The 19,334-nt window shown below is 67.8% G+C and carries 18 protein-coding genes and 1 tRNA gene; 11 read left to right on the forward strand and 8 right to left on the reverse strand.

Going from position 1 to position 19,334, the window contains the following annotated elements:
- Nucleotides 1-148: 148 nt before the first annotated feature.
- The 3 genes from ACIG5A_RS34690 to ACIG5A_RS34700 form a co-directional block, all read right to left on the reverse strand.
- Nucleotides 149-1,060: an oxygenase MpaB family protein gene (locus ACIG5A_RS34690; RefSeq protein ID WP_397248036.1), complete on the reverse strand. Its 912-nt coding sequence runs from the start codon at nt 1,058-1,060 to the stop codon at nt 149-151.
- A gap of 87 nt (nt 1,061-1,147) precedes the next feature.
- Entirely contained in the window at nt 1,148-2,443 is a 1,296-nt protein-coding gene (locus tag ACIG5A_RS34695; protein ID WP_397248038.1) for a D-arabinono-1,4-lactone oxidase, read from the reverse strand.
- A 54-nt stretch (nt 2,444-2,497) separates the two neighbouring features.
- On the reverse strand, nt 2,498-3,172 hold the full coding sequence (locus ACIG5A_RS34700) for a TetR/AcrR family transcriptional regulator (protein ID WP_397248040.1): 675 nt from the start codon (nt 3,170-3,172) through the stop codon (nt 2,498-2,500).
- A gap of 116 nt (nt 3,173-3,288) precedes the next feature.
- Between ACIG5A_RS34700 and ACIG5A_RS34705 the strand changes: the two genes are divergently transcribed.
- Nucleotides 3,289-4,788 carry an MFS transporter gene (locus ACIG5A_RS34705; RefSeq protein WP_397248042.1) on the forward strand — a complete coding sequence of 500 codons (1,500 nt, stop codon included), beginning with the start codon at nt 3,289-3,291 and terminating at the stop codon, nt 4,786-4,788.
- Nucleotides 4,789-4,862: 74 nt separating this feature from the next.
- Here ACIG5A_RS34705 and ACIG5A_RS34710 read toward each other — a convergent pair whose 3' ends face one another.
- Complete coding sequence (locus ACIG5A_RS34710) at nt 4,863-6,125, reverse strand: lipase family protein (RefSeq protein ID WP_397248044.1); 1,263 nt, start codon at nt 6,123-6,125, stop codon at nt 4,863-4,865.
- A gap of 190 nt (nt 6,126-6,315) precedes the next feature.
- Between ACIG5A_RS34710 and crcB (ACIG5A_RS34715) the strand changes: the two genes are divergently transcribed.
- Genes crcB (ACIG5A_RS34715) through ACIG5A_RS34735 form a run of 5 tightly spaced genes read left to right on the forward strand, consistent with a single transcriptional unit; the run spans nt 6,316 to nt 10,459 of the window.
- Nucleotides 6,316-6,744, forward strand: coding sequence for a fluoride efflux transporter CrcB (gene crcB / locus ACIG5A_RS34715; RefSeq protein ID WP_397248046.1), 429 nt, complete (start codon nt 6,316-6,318; stop codon nt 6,742-6,744).
- Between the two features lie 26 nt (nt 6,745-6,770).
- A complete protein-coding gene (locus ACIG5A_RS34720) occupies nt 6,771-7,115 on the forward strand; it encodes a DUF190 domain-containing protein (protein ID WP_397248048.1) in 345 nt (114 codons plus the stop codon).
- Nucleotides 7,112-7,474, forward strand: a complete 363-nt coding sequence (gene crcB / locus ACIG5A_RS34725; protein WP_397248050.1) for a fluoride efflux transporter CrcB — start codon at nt 7,112-7,114, stop codon at nt 7,472-7,474. The genes ACIG5A_RS34720 and crcB (ACIG5A_RS34725) overlap by 4 nt, the downstream gene beginning before the upstream one ends.
- A gap of 47 nt (nt 7,475-7,521) precedes the next feature.
- Nucleotides 7,522-9,165, forward strand: coding sequence for a phosphoglucomutase (alpha-D-glucose-1,6-bisphosphate-dependent) (gene pgm / locus ACIG5A_RS34730; RefSeq protein ID WP_397248052.1), 1,644 nt, complete (start codon nt 7,522-7,524; stop codon nt 9,163-9,165).
- Complete coding sequence (locus ACIG5A_RS34735) at nt 9,155-10,459, forward strand: MFS transporter (protein WP_397248054.1); 1,305 nt, start codon at nt 9,155-9,157, stop codon at nt 10,457-10,459. The genes pgm and ACIG5A_RS34735 overlap by 11 nt, the downstream gene beginning before the upstream one ends.
- 75 nt (nt 10,460-10,534) lie before the next feature.
- Here ACIG5A_RS34735 and ACIG5A_RS34740 read toward each other — a convergent pair whose 3' ends face one another.
- Nucleotides 10,535-11,101, reverse strand: a complete 567-nt coding sequence (locus tag ACIG5A_RS34740; protein WP_397248056.1) for a hypothetical protein — start codon at nt 11,099-11,101, stop codon at nt 10,535-10,537.
- Between the two features lie 227 nt (nt 11,102-11,328).
- Here ACIG5A_RS34740 and ACIG5A_RS34745 point away from each other — a divergent pair, with 227 nt between their 5' ends.
- On the forward strand, nt 11,329-12,030 hold the full coding sequence (locus ACIG5A_RS34745) for a DsbA family protein (RefSeq protein WP_397248058.1): 702 nt from the start codon (nt 11,329-11,331) through the stop codon (nt 12,028-12,030).
- Between the two features lie 260 nt (nt 12,031-12,290).
- Here the strand turns inward: ACIG5A_RS34745 and ACIG5A_RS34750 are convergent, their stop codons facing one another.
- The gene (locus ACIG5A_RS34750; protein WP_397248060.1) at nt 12,291-13,778 is read right to left on the reverse strand and encodes a DUF222 domain-containing protein; all 1,488 of its coding nucleotides are present in this window, start codon (nt 13,776-13,778) and stop codon (nt 12,291-12,293) included.
- Between the two features lie 125 nt (nt 13,779-13,903).
- Between ACIG5A_RS34750 and ACIG5A_RS34755 the strand changes: the two genes are divergently transcribed.
- Nucleotides 13,904-13,976, forward strand: a tRNA-Ala gene (locus tag ACIG5A_RS34755).
- 101 nt (nt 13,977-14,077) lie between these two features.
- Here the strand turns inward: ACIG5A_RS34755 and ACIG5A_RS34760 are convergent.
- Entirely contained in the window at nt 14,078-14,755 is a 678-nt protein-coding gene (locus tag ACIG5A_RS34760) for an alpha/beta fold hydrolase (RefSeq protein WP_397248062.1), read from the reverse strand.
- A 643-nt stretch (nt 14,756-15,398) separates the two neighbouring features.
- On the opposite strand from ACIG5A_RS34760, the gene ACIG5A_RS34765 reads away from it, so the two are divergent.
- The 3 genes from ACIG5A_RS34765 (at nt 15,399) to ACIG5A_RS34775 (ending at nt 18,086) form a co-directional block, all read left to right on the forward strand.
- A complete protein-coding gene (locus ACIG5A_RS34765) occupies nt 15,399-16,865 on the forward strand; it encodes a right-handed parallel beta-helix repeat-containing protein (protein ID WP_397248064.1) in 1,467 nt (488 codons plus the stop codon).
- Nucleotides 16,866-17,014: 149 nt separating this feature from the next.
- Complete coding sequence (locus ACIG5A_RS34770; protein ID WP_397248066.1) at nt 17,015-17,410, forward strand: hypothetical protein; 396 nt, start codon at nt 17,015-17,017, stop codon at nt 17,408-17,410.
- 100 nt (nt 17,411-17,510) lie between these two features.
- Nucleotides 17,511-18,086 carry a dihydrofolate reductase family protein gene (locus ACIG5A_RS34775; RefSeq protein ID WP_397248068.1) on the forward strand — a complete coding sequence of 192 codons (576 nt, stop codon included), beginning with the start codon at nt 17,511-17,513 and terminating at the stop codon, nt 18,084-18,086.
- Between the two features lie 74 nt (nt 18,087-18,160).
- Here the strand turns inward: ACIG5A_RS34775 and ACIG5A_RS34780 are convergent, their stop codons facing one another.
- Nucleotides 18,161-19,333 carry an FAD-dependent monooxygenase gene (locus ACIG5A_RS34780; protein ID WP_397248070.1) on the reverse strand — a complete coding sequence of 391 codons (1,173 nt, stop codon included), beginning with the start codon at nt 19,331-19,333 and terminating at the stop codon, nt 18,161-18,163.
- Between the last annotated feature and the right edge of the window lies 1 nt (nt 19,334).

The raw sequence follows: 19,334 nt of genomic DNA on the forward strand, positions 1-19,334 counted from the left end.
CGGCCCGCCGCCTCGCCCGTCACCCCCCCATCGGTGATACTGGGCCCCGCCCGGCGCTTTGGGTTCGCCCCCCCCCCTACCGGGGGGGCCGGGGGGGGGGGGGGGGCCCCCCCCGCCCCCCACCGCTCGCGGTGTGCTCGTTCGCCGGCTAGATCGGGCGCAGATCGATCACCTTGCGCAGCCGGGCGCGATCGCGTTCGAGCTTGCGCGCCTCGTACGCGATCGGGAAGTAGCGCAGGCGTTCCGGCAGCAGCGGCACCAGGCGTGCGATCAGCCAGCCGATGGCGCGCAGCTTGCGCTCGTCTGCCTCGGTCCACTCGAGGCCGAGCTTGCGGCGGGCGACCTCGGGGGTGGTGCCGACGGTGACGAAGTGCTGCAGGCTGCCGATCGGCGCGACCGCGCGCCGCCAGACCGGCGCGAGCACCCGCGGCAGTTGCTTGGGCGGGGCGATCGATCGGCTCACTTTCAGGAAGTCGCGGGCGGTGCCGGTCGCTACGAGCCGGTGCTCCAGCACCTCGGCGAAGAACTTCTCGAATGCGGCGAAGTTCTCCGGAATCTCCTTGGGCGCCACCGAGAAATTGCGCATCAGCTGCACGGTCTCCTGGTAGTACGCCTCCTTCTCGGCCGAGGTGAGCGGGCGGCGGCTGAAGTACTTCGCGTTCTCGGTGAAGGCGAAGGTGCCGGTATGCAGCACCCAGGCCCACGGCGCCGACGACAGCGCGGTGTGCCGTACGCCGTGCGCGTCGGTGGTGTTGAGCGAGGCGTGCATCGCGCGCAGCCGATCGGCCTCGGCGAGCGCCTCCTCGCCGCCGTACACCCACATCATCACCGACCCGATGCTGCGCACCGCGCGCCCGACCGGATCGGTGCGGAACGTGGAGTGCGCGTCGACCACCGCGGCGATGGTCGGCTCCATCGTCTGCAACAGAAAGGCGGCCCCTCCGGTCAGCGAGAAGGTGACCAGGCCGGCTTCGTCCCACATCCGCGTCCCCGGTTCGATCGGACGCCGAGGCGGCAGCCTGCGCGTGCCGGTGGACTCGACTACAGCGGACGCGGTCATCGCGATCTCCTTTGATCGACCAAGCTCGAAGCGTGAGAGTATTAGGCTAGCATTCTCTCATCGCTTCGTGCGAGACCGAACAAGGCGCTAGATCGGGCCGAGGACGCGATCGATGTAGTCGTTGGTGAAGGTGCCCTTGGGGTCGAAGCGGCGGCGGACCTCGGCGAAGCGGTGCCAGTCGGGGTAGCGGTCGCGCAGGGTTTCCGCGGTCTGGAAGTGGCGCTTGCCCCAGTGCGGGCGGCCGTCGTATTTGTCGAAGACCGCTTCGCAGGCGCGGAAGTACGGCTCGAAGTCCATGCCGCGGTACTGGTGCACGGCGATGTAGCAGGTGTCGCGCCCGCCCGCGGGGGAGAGGAACGCGTCGTCGGGGGCGACCCAGCGCACCTCGATCGGCATCGGCGTATCGAATCGCGTACCGAGCTCTTTGATTTCGCGAATGGCATCGACGGAATGCGCGCGCGGGATGGCGTACTCCATCTCGGTGAAGCGAATCAGCCGGGGGGAGGCGAACACTCGGTAGGAGCGGTCGACCTGGCGGCGGTAACTGCCCGCGTACGCGGCGCCGCGGTGGATCCACGGCACCATGCGCGGCTGGCGGCGGCCGAGGCGGCAGAGCGCGTCGAAGGTGTAGTTGGACATCAGGATGTCGGCGAACCAGTCGACGGCCTTGCCGCGCGGCTGTTCGGGCAGTTCGGTCCTGTTGTTGCGCTTGGTCATCGCCAGCGGGCTGTGCGCGAACATGTAGAACTCGAAGTGCTCGTTGTCGTCGACGTAGGAGTCCAGGTCGGCGAGCAGATCGTCCACCGGAATGGGACGCTCGATGCCCTCCAATACGAAGGAGGGCACCAACTGCACTGTCGCGGCGGTGATGACGCCGAGCGCGCCGATGCTGACCCTCGCCGCGCGCCAGCCGTCGGGATCGGTCTCGGCGTTCAGCTCGACCCGGCTGCCGTCGGCCAGCATCAACTCGATGGAATGCAGTGCGGCGGAAAGGTTTTGCAGCCGCGAGCCGGTGCCGTGGGTGCCGGTCGCCGTCGCGCCCGCGACGGTCTGTACGTCGATATCGCCGAGATTGGGGAAGGCGAGGTCGAGCGGGTGCAGCGCGTTGCTCGCGGCGTTGAGGGTGATGCCGGCCTGGACCCGCACCCGCCCGGTGGACTTGTCGACGTCGAGGATGCGGTTCAGGTTCGACAGATCGAGCAGCACGCCGTCGGTGAGCACGGCCTCGGTGAAGGAGTGGCCCGCGCCCGCCACGCGGACGGGCCTGCCGCTCGTGGCGGCGTTGCCGAGTATCTCGGCCACCTCGTCCACGCTGCGCGGGGTGGCGATGGTCGCCGGCGCGCAGGTTTGATCGCCGGCCCAGTTCACCCACGAGTTGGTCATGTGACCAACTGTAGGGGATCGGATGTGACCTGCGCTACCTCTGGCGGGTGTGTCTTATCGCTTACGCCCCTGGCAGACGGCGGCCTTGGCCCGTTCGACCTCGTCGTCGGTCAGCGGCGGGACCAGTAGCGGGCGCCGCGGTGTCGAGTCGGCGCGCACGCCGTTGAGGATGATCGCCACGTAGCGCTGCCAGACGTCCGGATTCGCGGTCCGCGCGAAATCGGCGATGCCGTCGACCATGTGGATCAGCGCGAAGAAGTCGGAGGCTTCGATGCCGGGGGCTACGGTGCCCGCCTCCTGTGCGCGCTCGACGATGCTGGCGACGCGCGGCTTGATCCGCTCGCGGACCATGGTGAACCGCTCCATATCGTCCTCGAGCTCGAGCATTACCTCGCTGAAGCCGCGGTTGGTGGCAAGGTACCGGCAGGCGTACTCGAAGAATTCGACGAGTCCCTGCCAGGGATCGGGGTGCTGATAGGCCTGATCGGCCATATCGGCGAACTCCGCGAGGTTCTGCTCGAAAACCTCGATGATCAGTTCCTTCTTGTTGGCGAAGCGCCGGTAGACCGTGCCGACGCCGACTCCCGCGCGTTCGGCCACGTCGTCCAGGGTGATCTCGAGTCCGTGATCGGCGAACAGCTGGCGGGCCGCGGCGATGATGCGCTGCTGGTTGCGCGCGGCATCAGCTCGCAGACGTCGGGGTGGAGACGGTGCCGTGGCGTGATTCACACCCACAGGGTAGCAAGTATCGGGATTAAGCGGAGGCGATATCTCCGTTATGGTGGTAGCTTTCACGGTAAGCGGAGAGGCGATCTCCGGATCAAGGCTTGAGACAAAGGGGACATATGACTACCACGATCAACCGTGGGGCGCCCGCCCCCGAGAAGTCCGCCGCGGGGCGCCGCGGATCACACGCTCTGCGCTGGTGGGTGCTCGCCGTCCTCGGCGTCGCACAGTTGATGGTCGTGCTCGACGCGACCGTGGTGAATATCGCGCTGCCCGCGGCGCAGCAGGATCTCGGCTTCAGCGACGGCAACCGTCAGTGGGTCGTGACCGGCTACGCCCTCGCGTTCGGCAGCCTCCTGCTGCTCGGCGGCCGCCTGAGCGACCTGTTCGGCAGGCGGACCACCTTCATCGTCGGCCTGGTCGGCTTCGCCGCCGCCTCGGCCATCGGCGGTGCGGCCACCAGCTTCGAGATGCTGGTCGCGGCCCGCGTCGGCCAGGGTGTGTTCGGCGCGCTGCTCGCGCCTGCGGCGCTATCCCTGCTCACCGTGACATTCACCGAGCCGTCCGAACGGGCCAAGGCCTTCGGCATCTTCGGTGCGGTCGCCGGTGCGGGCGGTGCGATCGGGCTGCTGCTCGGCGGCGCGCTCACCGAGTGGGCCTCCTGGCGCTGGGTGATGTTCGTGAATCTCGGCTTCGCCGCGGTCGCGCTGGTCGGCGCGGTGCTGCTGCTGGCCAAGCACGTGACGACCGAGCGGCCGAAGCTGGACATCCCCGGCACCGTCGTGGTGACCGCGGCGCTGTTCGGCATCGTCTACGGCTTCTCCCGCGCGGAATCGCACGGCTGGACCAACACCTGGACGCTGGCCTTCCTGATCGGCGGCGCGGTACTGCTCGCGGCGTTCGTCTGGATCGAAACCCGCGTGGCACATCCGCTGCTGCCGCTGCGCGTCGTGCTCGACCGCACCCGCGGCGCGTCGTTCCTGACCGTGTTCGTCATGGGCATCGGAATGTTCGCGATCTTCCTGTTCCTCACCTACTACATGCAGCTGACGCTGGGCTACTCGCCGATCATCACCGGCGTGGCATTCCTGCCGATGGTCGCGGGCATGGTCCTCTCCTCGACCACGGTGCCCTCGCTGCTGCTGCCGAAGGTGGGCCCGAAGATCGTGGTGGCCGGTGGCTTCCTGGTCGCCGCGGCGGGTATGGCCTGGCTGACCCAGATCGGCCTGGACACCGGCTACGCGACGCATATCCTGCCCGCGCTCATCCTGCTCGGCCTCGGCCTCGGTGGCGCCATGTCGACCGCGTTCCAGGGCGCGACCGCCGGGGTGCACCACGAGGACGCGGGCGTGGCCTCGGCGACGATCAACACCAGCCAGCAGGTCGGCGGCTCGATCGGTACGGCACTGCTCAGCACCATCGCCGCCTCGGCGGCGTCGGACTACCTGTCGAGCCATCAGCCGGGCCCGGCCGCGGTGGCGCAGTCGTTCATCGAGAGCTACACCACCAGCTTCTGGTGGGCCACGGCGATCTTCGTGGTCGGCGCCGTGCTGGTCGGTGTGCTGATGCCGAATGCGGTTCCGGTGCCGTCGGAAGGCGAACCGGTTCTCGCGCACTGATATTCGGTACGAACGACAGCGACCCGCGGCATTGCCGCGGGTCGCTGTCGTTCTGTCTGGAACTCTGCTGTCCGTCAGCAGTTGCTCGGCGCGGGGATACCGGCGAACCGGTCGGACAGGTAGCCGTATGCCCGCGGCGCGCCCTGGAAGATCGCGGAGCCGTGATCGGCGCCGGGGATCAGATCGAGCAGCACCGGCGTGCCCGACGCGCAGTAGCGGCCCATCACCTCGCGTGCCAGCCATGGATCGACCTGGTCGTTGGTGCCGTGCCACTCGTAGACCGGCACGCGCGGCACGCCGGGGAAGGTCTCCAGGCTGTTCTCGTGCAGGATGCGGATGGTCGTCGCGTCCGCGTCGAACATGTTGCCGTAGAAGACATCGTTGAAGCCCTTGTTGGCGCCCGCGTTGATGATCTCCTGGGTGCAGGCGTTGGCGACCTGATCGCGCAGCGCCCAGCCCGCCGGATTGAGGATCCGCTCCATCGGCAGCTCGGCCGGGTACTCGCGCTCGAGCCCGATGCCCGCCGCGAAGCCGAGGCCGAACAGCGGGCTCGGCTGCAGGCCGACGTCGCGGGCCAGCTTGCCGATGTTCACCGGCACGCCGCCCTGGGCGACGCCGACGATCGGCAGCTCGGGCGCGTACTCCGGGGCGAGCGCCGCCGCGAATCCGGTGGCCATGCCGCCGCCCGAGTAGCCGACCAAGCCGACCGGGCTACCCGCGAGATCGGCTGGGGGGAAACGCTTTACGGCGCGGATGCCGTCGAGGGTCAGCCTGCCGCCGAGCCGTGCCGCGCCGTAGGCGCTGGTCGGGCCGAGATGGTCGGGGACGGCGACGGCCCAGCCGCGGGCGAGCAGCAGGTTCAGCGCGGGCGCCTCCTGCATGGTGCCGTTGAACAGGCTGTGCGAGGGTGCGCACTGCATGCCGAGCGAGTTGACGAACGGCTGGTAGGACACGATCGGCCGATTGAGGCCGCCGCCCGCCGGAATCAGCACGGTGGTGACGGCGGCGATCGGCTGGTTCGCCGAATTGCTCGACCGGTACAGCAGCTGCCACGCCGTCGCGCCCGCGTACGCGCCCGTCGGCATCGGCCTGCTGCGGATGACATCGCCCGGCGCGAAATTGCCCACGTCGCCCGGCGCCCAGTAGAACGGATCCGGATCCGCGATCGGATAGATCGGCGTCGCGGTGGCCGGTGGCGCGTAGGCCAGGGCGGCCGCGGCGACCGACAGCGCTATCGCGGCAAGTCGCCGCCAGCTGCCAAGAGATTGCTGGCGCCCGGGTCGGCGAGCTGACGCCGGATCCCGGTGCGCGTTCGGTAGAGCTCGTCGTGCCGCCATCGTCGCTCCCGAGCTAGGTCTGTGAGGGGTGATGGCACTTCGGCAAACCTTCAGTGAATTCGTACGTGGTCGACGGCCGCATGTCAATGAACGAGGCTGTTCATCATCAAGCGCGGTGCGCCCAACCGAACAGACCGGGCGGTACACCGATACCATTGCGGCGGTCGCATCCAGGTCGGCAGGAGGTCAGGTGGTTCGGAGATCTCACACCGCCGCCGTCGAACCCGCGGTGCTGCTTGTCATCTCATTGGGCGGCGGGCTCGGTGCCGTCCTGCGTTACACGATCGGCGCCTGGTGGCCCGCGCAACCGCACCGCATCCCCTGGTCGACGTTCGTGGTAAATGTCATGGGATGCTTCGCAATCGGGATACTGATGGTTCTGATCACCGACGTATGGGTAGCCCACAGACTGCTACGCCCGTTTCTCGGCGTCGGTGTGCTCGGCGGCTTCACCACTTTTTCCACCTACAGCGTCGAGGTTCGTACACTGCTCGAATCGGGTGCCGCGATCGAGGCGTCGGAGTATCTCGGGGGGACGGTGCTTGCGTCACTGGGGGCGGTCGTGCTCGGTATGGGCATGACGCGATGGACAACTGGTACGACACGACGGACAACGTGAGCGGCGCGACGGAAGGGGGTCAGGCGATGAACGAAGCGACCGGACAGTGGCAGGCGGCGGCCCGGCTCACCGTGCTGCTCGACGAGGACGACAAGTGGCGCCACGGCCCGCTCTATCACGAGATCGTGGGGCGAGCCAGGGACGCGGGCCTGGTCGGCGCGAGCGTGTGGCGCGGCGTCGAGGGCTTCGGCGCCTCCTCGCGCATCCACACCAGCCGCATCCTCGATCTGGCCGAACATCTGCCCGCGCTGGTGATGGTCGTCGACGAGCCGGAGCGGCTGCGCGCGTTCGTCGAGCAGAACGCGGAACTGTTCACCACCGTCAATGTCTCCCTATCCCCGGTCGAGGTATGGCACGGGGCCGCCCGATGACGGCGGCGCTGGTCATCCTCGGCGGCATGCTCGGCGCACCGGCCAGGTACCTGATCGACCGGACGGTGGCCACACGTTTCGAATCCCTGCTGCCACTCGGCACTTTGACCGTTAACATTGTCGGTTCAGCACTGCTCGGCGGTTTGATCGGCGCGGGCGCACACAGCTGGCTGCTTGCGCTCGCGGGTACCGGCTTCTGCGGTGCGCTGACCACGTTCAGCACGTTCGGCTACGAGACCATCCGGCTCGTAGCCGACGGCGCCTACGCCTATGCCGCGGGCAACGTGTTGATCAGTGTCGTGGCCAGCCTGACCGCGGTGTACGCCGCCGCGTCCGCAACCGAGTGGTTGTGGACATGATCCTGATGACGAGCCGGGCGCAGCCGATACGGAAGGGAGACCCGAGCATGGCCCATGATCGAGCCGGGCGTCCCGCGCGACCGACCGACCTCGAGGACATCGCGCACCTGGTGACCGCCTACTACAGCCGCATCCCCGATCCGGCGGATCCCGCGCAGCTCGTAGCGTTCGGCACCTCGGGCCACCGCGGCTCCAGCCTGGACAGCGCGTTCAACGAGGCGCACATCCTGGCCATCACCCAGGCGATCGTCGAATACCGGGCCACCCGTGGCATCGACGGGCCGGTGTACCTGGCCCGCGATACGCACGCGCTGTCCGAGCCGGCGTGGACCACCGCGCTCGAGGTGCTCGCCGCCAACGACGTCACCGCGATCATCGACGCGCGCGACCGCTACACCCCCACGCCCGCGCTGAGTCATGCTGTGCTGCGCCACAATCGGGGCGGCACCAGGCACCAGGCCGACGGCATCGTCGTCACCCCGTCGCACAATCCGCCGCGCGACGGCGGCTTCAAATACAACCCGCCGCACGGCGGCCCCGCCGATACCGTCGCCACCGACGCCATCGCCGACCGCGCCAACGAGTTGCTGCGGACCGGGCTCGCCGGGGTCAAGCGCACCACGCTGCGGCATGCGCTCGACCACAACGTCGAACGCTACGACTACCTCGACCACTACATCGGCGACCTGCCGAATGTGCTGCACCTGGACGCGATTCGCGGTGCGGGCATCCGGCTCGGCGCCGACCCGATGGGCGGGGCGAGCGTCGACTACTGGGAGGAGATCGGGCAGCGCTACGACCTCGAGCTCGAGGTCGTCAACCCGTTCGTCGACCCGACCTGGCGATTCATGACCCTCGACAGCGACGGCAAGATCCGGATGGACCCGTCCTCGCGCTACGCGATGGCCTCGCTGGTCGCGATCAAGGACGACTACGACATCTCCACCGGCAACGACGCCGACGCGGATCGGCACGGCATCGTCACTCCCGACGGCGGGCTGATGAACCCGAACCACTTCCTCGCGGTCGCCATCGAATACCTGGTGGCCAACCGGATGGGCTGGGACGCGCTCACCAAGATCGGCAAGACGGTGGTGACCTCCTCGATGGTCGACCGGGTGGTCGGGGTGCTCGGCCGTGACGTGCACGAGGTGCCGGTTGGATTCAAATGGTTCGTGCCCGGATTGTTCAGCGGCAGCCTGGCTTTCGGCGGTGAGGAGAGCGCGGGCGCGTCGTTCCTCCGGCACGACGGCACCGTGTGGACCACCGACAAGGACGGCATCCTGCTCGCACTCCTCGCCGGTGAGATCGCCGCAGTGACGGGTCAGAGCCCGTCGGCGCGCTACGTCGAATTGGAGCGCCGCTACGGCAGCCCGGCCTACGCGCGCATCGACGCGCCCGCCAGCACGGAACAGAAAGAGCTGCTGGCGAAGTTGACTCCGGACATGATCAGCACACAGGAGGTCGCGGGCGAACCCATCACCGCGGTGCTCACCAGGGCGCGCGGCAACGGCGCGCCGCTCGGCGGGCTCAAGGTGACCACGGAGAACGCCTGGTTCGCGGCGCGGCCCTCGGGCACCGAGGACAAGTACAAGATCTACGCGGAATCGTTCCAGGGCGCCGAACACCTCGCACAGGTGCAGGCGGCCGCGCAGGAGTTGGTGGGACAGGCGCTCAACGGTGCGGAGTAGATCGGCGGGTAGAGCCCAGGCCCTGCCCACCGAGATCTGGGTGCTGGTCGGGGCCGCCTTCGTCATCGCGATCGGATTCGGGCTGGTATCGCCGGTGCTGCCGCAGTACGCGCGCAGCTTCGGCGTCGGTGTCGCGGCCGCCTCGGCCATCGTGTCGGCATTCGCGTTGATGCGGTTGCTGTTCGCGCCGATGAGCGGGCGGCTGGTGCAGAAGCTGGGCGAGCGGTGGGTGTACCTGGGCGGGCTGCTCATCGTCGCGGTGTCTACGGGCGCCAGCGCGTTCGCCCAAAGCTATTGGCAGCTGCTGGTGTTGCGGTCGGCCGGCGGTATCGGGTCGACCATGTTCACCGTGTCCTCGCTGGCACTGGTGATTCGGATGTCACCGCCCGAGCAGCGCGGGCGGGTGTCGGGGTTGTGGTCGTCGAGCTTCCTGATCGGCTCGGTCAGCGGGCCGATGGTCGGCGGTGCGCTCTCCGGGCTCGGGCTGCGCGCGCCGTTCCTGATCTACGCGGTGGCGCTGCTCGTCGCCTGCGCGATCGTCTATGTGAGCCTGCGCAATTCGACACTGGCCGCACCGGAACCGGTCGGCGGGCTGCGGTTGATGACCTTCAAGGAAGGGTTGGCCCGACCCGAATACCGCGCGGTGCTCCTCTCCAACTTCGCCAACGGTGCGGCGGTCTTCGGTGTGCGGATGGCATTGGTGCCGTTGCTCGTTGTCGAAGTGCTCGGGCAGCCGTCTGGAATGGCGGGTGTCGCGCTGACCGTCTTCGCGGCGGGCAATATGACCGTGCTGTTCACCGCAGGCCGACTATCGGACCGCTTGGGCCGCAAACCTTTCCTCGTCGCCGGATCGCTCATCTGCGCTGTCGGCACGGCCGGGCTCGGCATCGCACCGAGCCTGCCGTGGTTGCTCGGCACGTCGTTCGTCGCGGGTCTCGGTTCCGGCATGTTCACCCCGACCCAGCAGGCCGCGGTGGCCGACATCATCGGGCCCAAAGCCCGCGGCGGCCCGGTGCTCGCCGGTTTCCAAATGTCCGCCGACCTGGGCACCGTCATCGGCCCGGTCGCCGTAGGCGCCCTCGCCCAACAGATTTCGTACGGGCTCGCCCTAGCCGTAACCGGTGCGCTATTGGCCGTCGCCGCTGTTGTCTGGGCAGTAGTTCCCGAACCACTGCACCGCCGAGCCGCCGTCCTCGATATCCCCGAGGACGCCGCCGCTGAGCCGCCGGGCCCCAATCCGGTCCGCATCCCCCAACCCGCCAACCCTGCCACCGACGCACCGGTGCGCAAGTAGCGCGGTGCGCCGAGCGCAGTCAGATGGTCGTGCTCGACGGCGTGCCGGGCCACCATTCGACTGCGCTCGATAGGGTCAGCCGCCCGGTAGTACCTCGGGCTCGGGCAATACCGAGGGTTCGGGGGGCAGGGTGGGGGTTGTGTCGTCCTCGTCGGGGACGCAGACCCATTTGGCGCCGGTCCAGTTCCAATATGCTGGTCGGCCACCCGGATACGGGCACGGTTCGCCCTGCCTGGGCTGGTCGGGCGATTCGTTGGGGACACAGACCCATTTGGCGCCGGTCCAGTCCCAGTGTGCTGGTCCGCCGCCCGGGTACTGGCACGGGGCGCCCTGACGTGGGCCGGGTTCCGGTGGAGGTTTCGGCGCGGTGGTGCGCGGTGGTGGCGGAACCGGCTGGCCGGTCGGGCGCGGGGTGCCGGGGACGGGTGCTGCCGGTCGAGCGGAGGTAGTCGTCGCGGTGGTCGTCGGCGGCGCGGTCGTCGACGTCGCCGGCTTCTCGTCGCCGGAGTTTCTATCCGAGCGGGTCAGCACGACGGTCACGACCGTCAGGGCTGCGAGGATCGCCACCGCCACAGCCATCGCTGCCCATTTGCCGTTCTTGCCGCCATCGGGCGTGCCGAACCCATCGGATGACTGCGTCATTGCCTCGCCCTCGCGTCGTAGTGGGACCAACCTCAGGACAATCGCATCCGTCGGCACCGTAACAAGGTTGCCGATCACCAGCCCGTAGCCGCGCCGACGCGCACCGTCGAAGGGTGTTGCTGCACTCGCCGTACAGCACGGTGCGGCGCGCCGGGGGAGGGGCGGTGGGAGTGGTCGGGCAGAGTGTTGGGGTGAGCGAAACGCGGTCGAATTACACGCCTCGTCCGATGTCCAACCGGACCACGTATGCGTTGGGGGCGGTGGCCCTGGTGTTGATTGCGGGGATTGTGGTGCTGGCGTTGAAGTGGGGGCGGGACGGGGTTGCCATTCGCAACGACGGGTATGGGCCGGTACGGGATCCGGGGGTGCACTCGGTGTTGGCGCCGGATGGGACGATCACGCTGGGGAAGGCGGATGCGGCGAAGACGATCGATGTGTACGAGGATCCGATCTGCCCGGGGTGTGGGTCGATGGAGCGGACCTACGGGCAGGAGATCGCGCAGAAGATCGACGAGGGGAAGTTGGCAGTCCGCTATCACCTGGTGAACTTCTTGGATCCGAAGTCGGGCAGCAAGAACTACTCCACGAGGGCGATCGCGGCGAACGAGTGTGTCGCCGAAGCGGGTTCGGGGCCGGTGTACTCCAAGTTCCACGAGCTGCTGTTCACCAGCAAGCAGCCGAAGGAAGGCGGCGGTGATCTGAGCAACGACGAACTCGGCGCGATCGCCCGCGAGGCGGGCGCCACGGAGCCGGTGATCCAGTGCGTCACCGCGGGCACCAAGGTCGCCGCCGCGAAGATCAACGCCAAGACCGCCATGGACGCGCTGACCGCCAAGCTCGGTGACAAGGCGGCGACACCCGCGGTCTACGACGGCGACACCAAGATCGACGTCAACGACTCCGAGTGGGTGGTTTCGCTCACCAAGTGAATGGGGGACCGGGCCGTCGCTTCCACCGTCGACGGCCCGGCCCGCTCGACCGGTTCGGTCCGACTCCCAGATTCGGTACCGCCGTTGTCGAGCATGTGATTGGTCAGTGGATGGTCCGCCGGCGCCAGGACCTGGGGTCCACGGCGATCGGTCCGGTGGGTAGATGTTGTGGATGGATCACCCGGCCGGTCGATCCTTGCGTAGTGGGCGATCGGTTTCGTGCCTCGTCGTACCGCATGGTGTGGTCCGTGTGCGCCTGGTCAGCGGGCGGCGTTGTGTGCGGGAGTTGGCTCGTCCTCGGGGATTTCGTTGTCCTGGGCGATCTGACGGAGTTGACCGTGTACGACGACGTATCCGTTGAGCGGGTAGAGGAGGTCTTCGGCGGTGGGGCGGTCGGGGGAGTACGACGTATCGCCTGGCGGGGATTCGGTGCGGTGTAGTCCGGCGTAGGGCGGTGTCGGCGCTTCGATGTCGGTGTGCGGGAACAGGTATCGCGCGCCCTCGCGGACGGTGGTGTAGACGTCGCCTGTCGGTGCGGTCCATTGGAGTCGGTCCGTATCGGCGCGCCATACTCGCCAGGGGTGTTTCGCGTTGTCCGCCAACGTTTTCAGGCGGTGGTGGCGCGAGCACAGTACGGCGAGGTTAGTGCGTGCCGTATTGCGGTGCGCCGGAAGCAGTTCCGTGCGATCCAGTGCCGATTCGGCGGCGGGCATGACACACCCGGGGAATCGGCACATGCCGTCCACCGCGCGCACTTCGCGGTCCAGCCGCGGCGACGGCTGCCAGTGTGCCGCCGCGTCGGATTCGGCGACCTCGTCGGCGTCCGAGCGTTCCGGAATGACTTGGAAGCGTGCGTGTTCGGCGAGAATGCGAGCGAGTGCCGCATCGATCGGCCCGTAACCGGCGAGGAACGCGGGCGCTTCCTGCATACCGAGGAGCGTGTCGGCCGGGATGCCGATCTGGATCAGCGGCCTGCGCGGCGCCTCGATCGGCATATCCGACTTCGGACACCGTGCACCGCGCCCGCAGCGGCAGCGCAGATGCCCGGATCCGTCGGCCAGCGCCACCAACGCGTCGGCGCGGCGCTGCGGCATGGTCCGCGGGTCCTTCGCGCACACCTGCAGGCTCATCTCCCGCAGCCGCATCGCCACCGTCTGCGCGCCCGGTGCGGGTAGCAGTCCATCGAAGACGGCCATGCTGTCCTGTACCGCCCTGATCCGCACGTCGCGATCATCCTGGCGGCGCTCCCTGCGCCGCTGCGCGCCACCGGGATCCAGCCGAGCCACCCATCGCCGCGCCGCTTGCCGCAGCCGCACCGGATTCGTCCGGCCCGCCGCTTCGACCAGACGCGGTTCGACATCGTCCAGCACATCCCTGGCAACCGATCGAGTGTTGTCGATGATCACCCGCACTTTGGCGAGATCGATCCGGCCCGCGGCGAACGCGGCCCTGGTGCGCGGCAACGAATCCTCCAGCGCCATACCTATATCGATCAGCGCACCGGCCGTCGCCTCGTCGGCGTGCAGCGCCACCGCCGCCTCCGTCGCGGCGAATTCACCGGCCCGCACCCCGCCCGGCCCCGGCTCGGCGCTGTCCGCGCGATGCCGTCGATACAGCTCCCGCGCCGCGAACACCTCCGCCGCCTGCGCGACCGCGGCCGCCCCATGTGCCGTCCGAAGGGCGTCGATCAGCCCCTCATCGCTCATGGCCTGAAAGTCCATAGCCGAGAGATCGCTTCCATCGAACATGTGTTCGAGTCTACGTCCCTCGCTTCCCCCGCACCACCCCCGAATCCAGGCGATTTGGTTGCCGACACGCCATTGGTGTAACTTTCTTGAGGCGCGAGGGAAACACCCCGAAGCGCAGATCACCAGGGGCTATGGCGCAGCTGGTAGCGCACCACACTGGCAGTGTGGGGGTCAGGGGTTCGAGTCCCCTTAGCTCCACCGAAGATCCCGTGTTCGAATCCGAACACGGGATCTTTTGCGTTTCGGGTCTGGTTGTTCGAGGGTGCTGGCTGTGGTGGGCCGCTGAGGATGACGGGTGGTCAGGCGGCGGCTTCGAGGATGACCTGGGTGACGATGTCGGGGTGGGAGACCATTACCGAGTGGCTGGAACCTTCGACATGGGTGGTCTTGGCGCCCATTCGGTCGGCGAGCCATGCTTCCAGTTGGGGGCTGATGATTTGATCGTTGCCTGCGACGATGTACCAGGAGGGGAACTCGCGCCAGGCGGGGGCGCCGGAGACGAACTCGAAACGTGCTGCGTCACTGGGGCCTTGGACGGCGGCCATGATGCGCGCCTGCACCGGATCCACATCGGGGGCGAAGTATTCGACGAACTTGTCCTGCGGCAAGGTCACCCGCCCCTGGGGGTCGACGGAGAAGAACGCGGCCGAGGGCGGTTCGGGGAACTGGGCGCCGTGCTGGGCCACGGTTTCTCCTTCGTCGGGTGCGAAAGCCGCCACGTAGACCAGTGATTTGACGTTGCGCGCACCGTGGGCGGCGTTGGTGATGACGCAGCCGCCGAAGGAGTGTCCGACCACGACGGTGGGCCCGTCGAGAATGGCGAGCGCCTGGCGCACCTTGGTGACATCGTCGGGTATGGACGACAGCGGCTGCTGGGCGGCCACGACGTGGTGTCCGGCGTTTTGCAGTGCCGGGATGACCGCGGACCAGGACGATCCGTCGGCGATGGCGCCGTGAACGAGCAAGATGTTGACCATATCGACCTCCGGAAGGATAGGTTGCCGCTTGCTTGCCATGTGATCGAAAAGAGTATTTACCTGCCTATATTCAGTGTGCTGGATGCGGCCTGATCGCATTCCGGAACGGCGAAGATCGCGTAGTGGCAGGGCTGGACGCCGCGAGCTCGCCGGTCGCGTGCGTACTCAGCCGGTTTCGGATCCCGCGGCGAACGTCTCGACCCGATCGAGGCCGTCTTCGACCACCATGGTGTCGGCGGCGTACGTGATGCCGGGCCCAGGACCGTTCACTGAACACCGCGTCGCCTTCGTAGTGGCGCGTGGTTGACAGATCATGGGAGCTTAGGTGATAGTTCTCGCAGCGATATAGTTGCGCCCTCATCCCGAATTCACGGGAATCCATTCTCCTCCAACAACTTCGGCGATAGCCCCAGCGAAGCCCCGATCCGCGCAGGATCGGGGCTTCGCTCGTTCACGACGTTATTCGTGACGCGGGATCGGTGACAGGGGAGGGCGCACGCCACTCGCTACTCCCCAATTCCCCATTCTGGAGGCATTCATGCTGTTCAAATCCGCGCTGTCGACAAGCGATCCGGATCCCAACGACCGTGTCGCAGGCGCACAGAAGAGAAGGCCGGTTCACCGGAAGCTGGGCGCGGCGATCATGAGTTCGGTAGTTGTCGCAGCGGCGATGGTAGGGCTCAGTGCGGTGGGGGCGACGGCCGCGACCGGGTGTATCGCGTCGGGTACGGAGGCGGACATCAATGCCGCGCTGACCGGCAGCGGCGCCAAGGCCGTGCTGTGTCCCAATGCCGTGTTCACCCTCGCCGCCCCGGTCATGTTCACGGCGCCCGACCAGGAGGTGTCGACACAGGGCAATCCGACCGATCAGACCCGGGCGGTGCTGCTCGTCAACGGCAGCAAGCAGACGACGGCGGTCAACGGCGCCGGACAGAGCGGCGCCGTGCTGCGCAACGTGCAGGTCGACGGAAACCGGCCTGTACTGGGAAGTTTGAAGGGTGAGGCGCTCATCGTGATGGGTGGCGCGGGCACGGATCAGACCGTGCGGGAGATCGCCGCACGCGAGCCACGGAGCTGGTCGTCGCTGCACATCTTCGAGGGCGCCGTCACCGATGACGTGCCCCAGTGCCAGCGGGCGACCATCGTCGACAACCAGATCGGGCCGTCGGGCCAGGCCGACGGGACCTGGGCCGACGGTATCTCGCTTGCCTGCGGATCCAGCCTCGTCCAGGGCAACACCATCACCGACGCCACCGACGGCGCCATCGTCGTTTTCGGCGCCCCCGGCTCCACGATCCAGAACAACACCATCGTCGCCGTCTCCCGCCAGCTGCTCGGCGGCATCAACATGGTCGACTTCGCTCCGGTGGGCGGCAACTACACCGGGACCGTGGTCAGGAACAACGTGATCGACGGCAAGAGCCACTTCATCAAGGTCGGCATCGCGATGGGCCCCGCCATCTGGAACTGCGCGAGCGAGATCAACTACGGCGCCACCGTGACGGGTAATACGCTGCGGGGCTTGAACATCGGCTACGGCTACGCCGTCAACGGTGTCAGGAACTGGACCGTCACCGACAACGTCGACCAGGCGCGGCATGTCGGTGCTCCCGGCTTCGGCTGCGGCGGTTTTCCGTCGGCGCCGGGCGGCTTCCAGGTCGAGTCGTCGGCCTCGAGCACGCTCCAGCCGGAGTTCCAGAACGCGAAGCTCGGGTACGTGCTCGGTATCTCCGAGCCGCCGATCCTGCGCGTCCCCGTCACCGCACCCGCAGGCTGCGGGGTCGTGCGTGCCGACGAGGGCTTCGCCCCCGGTCAGTCGCTCTCCTCGTGCGACGGCCGCTTCACGCTCGCCCTGCAGAATGACGGCAATCTCGTGCTCTCGCAGTCCGGCAACCCCATCTGGGGCACCGCGACCAACGGCCGCGGCAGCGTGGTCGCCATCATGCAGCGGGACGGCAACTTCGTCATCTACAACGCGGCGGGCGAATCGGTCTGGTCGACCGGCACGAACCCCAACGGCTCGATCCTGGCGGTGCAGAACGACGGCAACGTCGTCGTCTACACGGCAGATGGCAAGCCGTTGTGGTCGTCGAAAACGGGCGGTCGCTGAGTCGCAACCTGCTGTGTTCCATGTCAGTTGATGTGTCAGGTCGCTGTCAGGTCGCTATCAGTCGGCCTGGTCAAAGTGTGTCCATCGAACAAAACACCGGGACCGACACGGAACCGGTTGAGATCGCCGGAGATTCGAAGGAGACAACAATGTCCATCACCCTGACCGACCAGGACAACAGCACCATCCGCACCGCCGCCTACGGTGCGCTCGCTCTGCTGTCCGCCGCTGGTGCGCCGCACAAGGGCAGCAGCCAGGGCTCGATCGCTCTGACCTCGGCGACCGGTGCGGTCGGGCACGTGCTCTCCGCTCGGGCCCGTGACATCCACTTGGACGGCAAGAATGTCGCCGAGCTGGCTGATCAGGTCTTGCCCGCGCTGACCGCCGCGATCACCCTGCTCGGCGAGCAGGACCCGGCCGAGGCCGCCAACTTCCGTGACACCGTGCTGGTCGCCGTCGACGCGACCGCTCAGGTCAAGGGCGCGCCGAGCCCGGCGGTGGCGGCGATGGCCCGTAAGATCGCCGCAGCCCTCGACGCCGCGTGACCCGTTTGCCGAGCCGACCGTGCACGGCCGGAAGTGGTTGCCGGACTGTTGATTTCCCCGGTCGTACCGGCCGGGGAGGGTGGAAGATCAGGAGGAAGATGTGACACGCGAATTGGTCTATACGGGCTTCATGTCGCTCGACGGCGTGGTCGATTCGCCGGGCGGTAAGGCCGAGGGCCACCGCAGTGGCGGCTGGGTGATGGAAACCGAATTCGTCCCCGAGGCCTACTCGCTCAAGGCCGAGGAGCTCGCCGACCACACGGCTCTGCTGTTCGGCCGACGCAGCTACGAGGCGTTCGCCCCGTTCTGGCGTGAGTCCGAGGACCACGCCGCGTACCAGGACCTCCCGAAGTATGTCGTTTCGACCAGCATCTCCGACGATGACATGGTCGACGGGTGGGGCCCGACCACGATTCTGCGGTCGATCGAAGACATCGCCGCGCTGAAGGACACCGACGGCGGCGCCATCTTCATCCACGGCAGCGCCGAACTGGCCCGCAACCTGGCCGACGCCGACCTGATCGACCGCTACAACCTGCTCGTCTTCCCGGTGCTGCTCGGTGCGGGCAAGGGGTTGTTCAGCCATGCGGACCGCGACAAGCAGAACCTGCGGCTGCGCGAATCTGCGTCCTACGCCAACGGTGTCACCAAACTGATTTACGACGTCGTGCACTGAGCAAGGCCCAGTTCTGCTCAACGATCCCCAGGTCGATGACCTGGGGATCTTTGTGCGTTATGCGGCCGACTCGTTCATCGCGCGGGAGGCAGGGTGAGGGCGGTGTGTGCCGGGCGGGCGGAGGTTGTGGAGGAGAGGTTGCGGAGGTTGGTGTTGCGGGTTTCGAGGGCTTCGGCGGTGGTGGGGAACAAGGTCGCTTCGCCGGTGGCGACCTGGGCCTGGTTCAGTTCGACGAAGGGGCGGGTGTGGTGTTCGTAGGCGGCGAAGGCAGTGGTGTGGTCGGGGTGGGTGGCCAGTGCGTCGGCGAGCATGTAGGCGCCGGCGAGGGCGAGGCTGGAGCCCTGGCCGGTGAGGAACGACGGGGCGTAGGCGGCGTCGCCGAGGAGCGCGATGCGGCCGCTGGACCAGCGGGGCATGCGGATCTGGCCGACGGTGTCGAAGAACAGGTCGTTCGAGTGGCGCATAGCGGTGACCATGGCAGGGATTTCCCATCCGTCGCCGGCGAAGGTGGTGGCGACGAGGTCGCGTTGTGCCTCGGGGTCGCGCAGGATTTCGGCGGGGAGCTCGGGGTGGGCGAAGGTGAGGAATGCGTGGAGCTCTTTGCTGTCGCCGACCGCGTAGAGCGCCGCCGCCCGCCCCGGAGTGTTCCAGAGCAGTACCTCGTGGGCGAGCCCGAAGGTGTTGGGCATGGTGAAGATCGCGAAGCAGTACCCCAGATGGTGGTGGAAGTGCTGCTCCGGGCCGAAGGCGAGTTCTCTTGTGCGCGAGTGCAATCCGTCCGCACCCAGGACCAGGTCGAAGCTGCGCTGGGCGCCGCCGCGGAAGGCGACGTCGACAGCGTGCTCGTGTTGGGTGAGCGTATCGATGGAGTCGTCGAATATGAACTCGACGTCGGCACGGACGGCCCCGTAGAGCGCTTCGGTCAAATCCCCGCGACGCACCTCGACGTCGCGTCCTTCGACCCCACCGGACACCGCCTGCGGGTGAACCACCGCCGCCGCAATGCCATTCGCATCGAGGAACGTCAACCGGCGCGACGCGATATGCGCCTGCCGCAGCCGCGGCAGAATGCCCATTCGGCGCGCCACCTCCACCGCGGTGCCGCGTACGTCGATCGGGTAGCCACCGTCTCGTACCCCGCTGGACTTCTCCACCACCGTGACCGCGAATCCGTGCCGGTGCAGCCAGAACGCCGCGGCGGGACCGGCGATGCTCGCGCCGGAAATCAGGACGGTTCTGGTATTCATT

This window comes from Nocardia sp. NPDC052566 (assembly GCF_044547285.1).
Taxonomy (GTDB): domain Bacteria; phylum Actinomycetota; class Actinomycetes; order Mycobacteriales; family Mycobacteriaceae; genus Nocardia.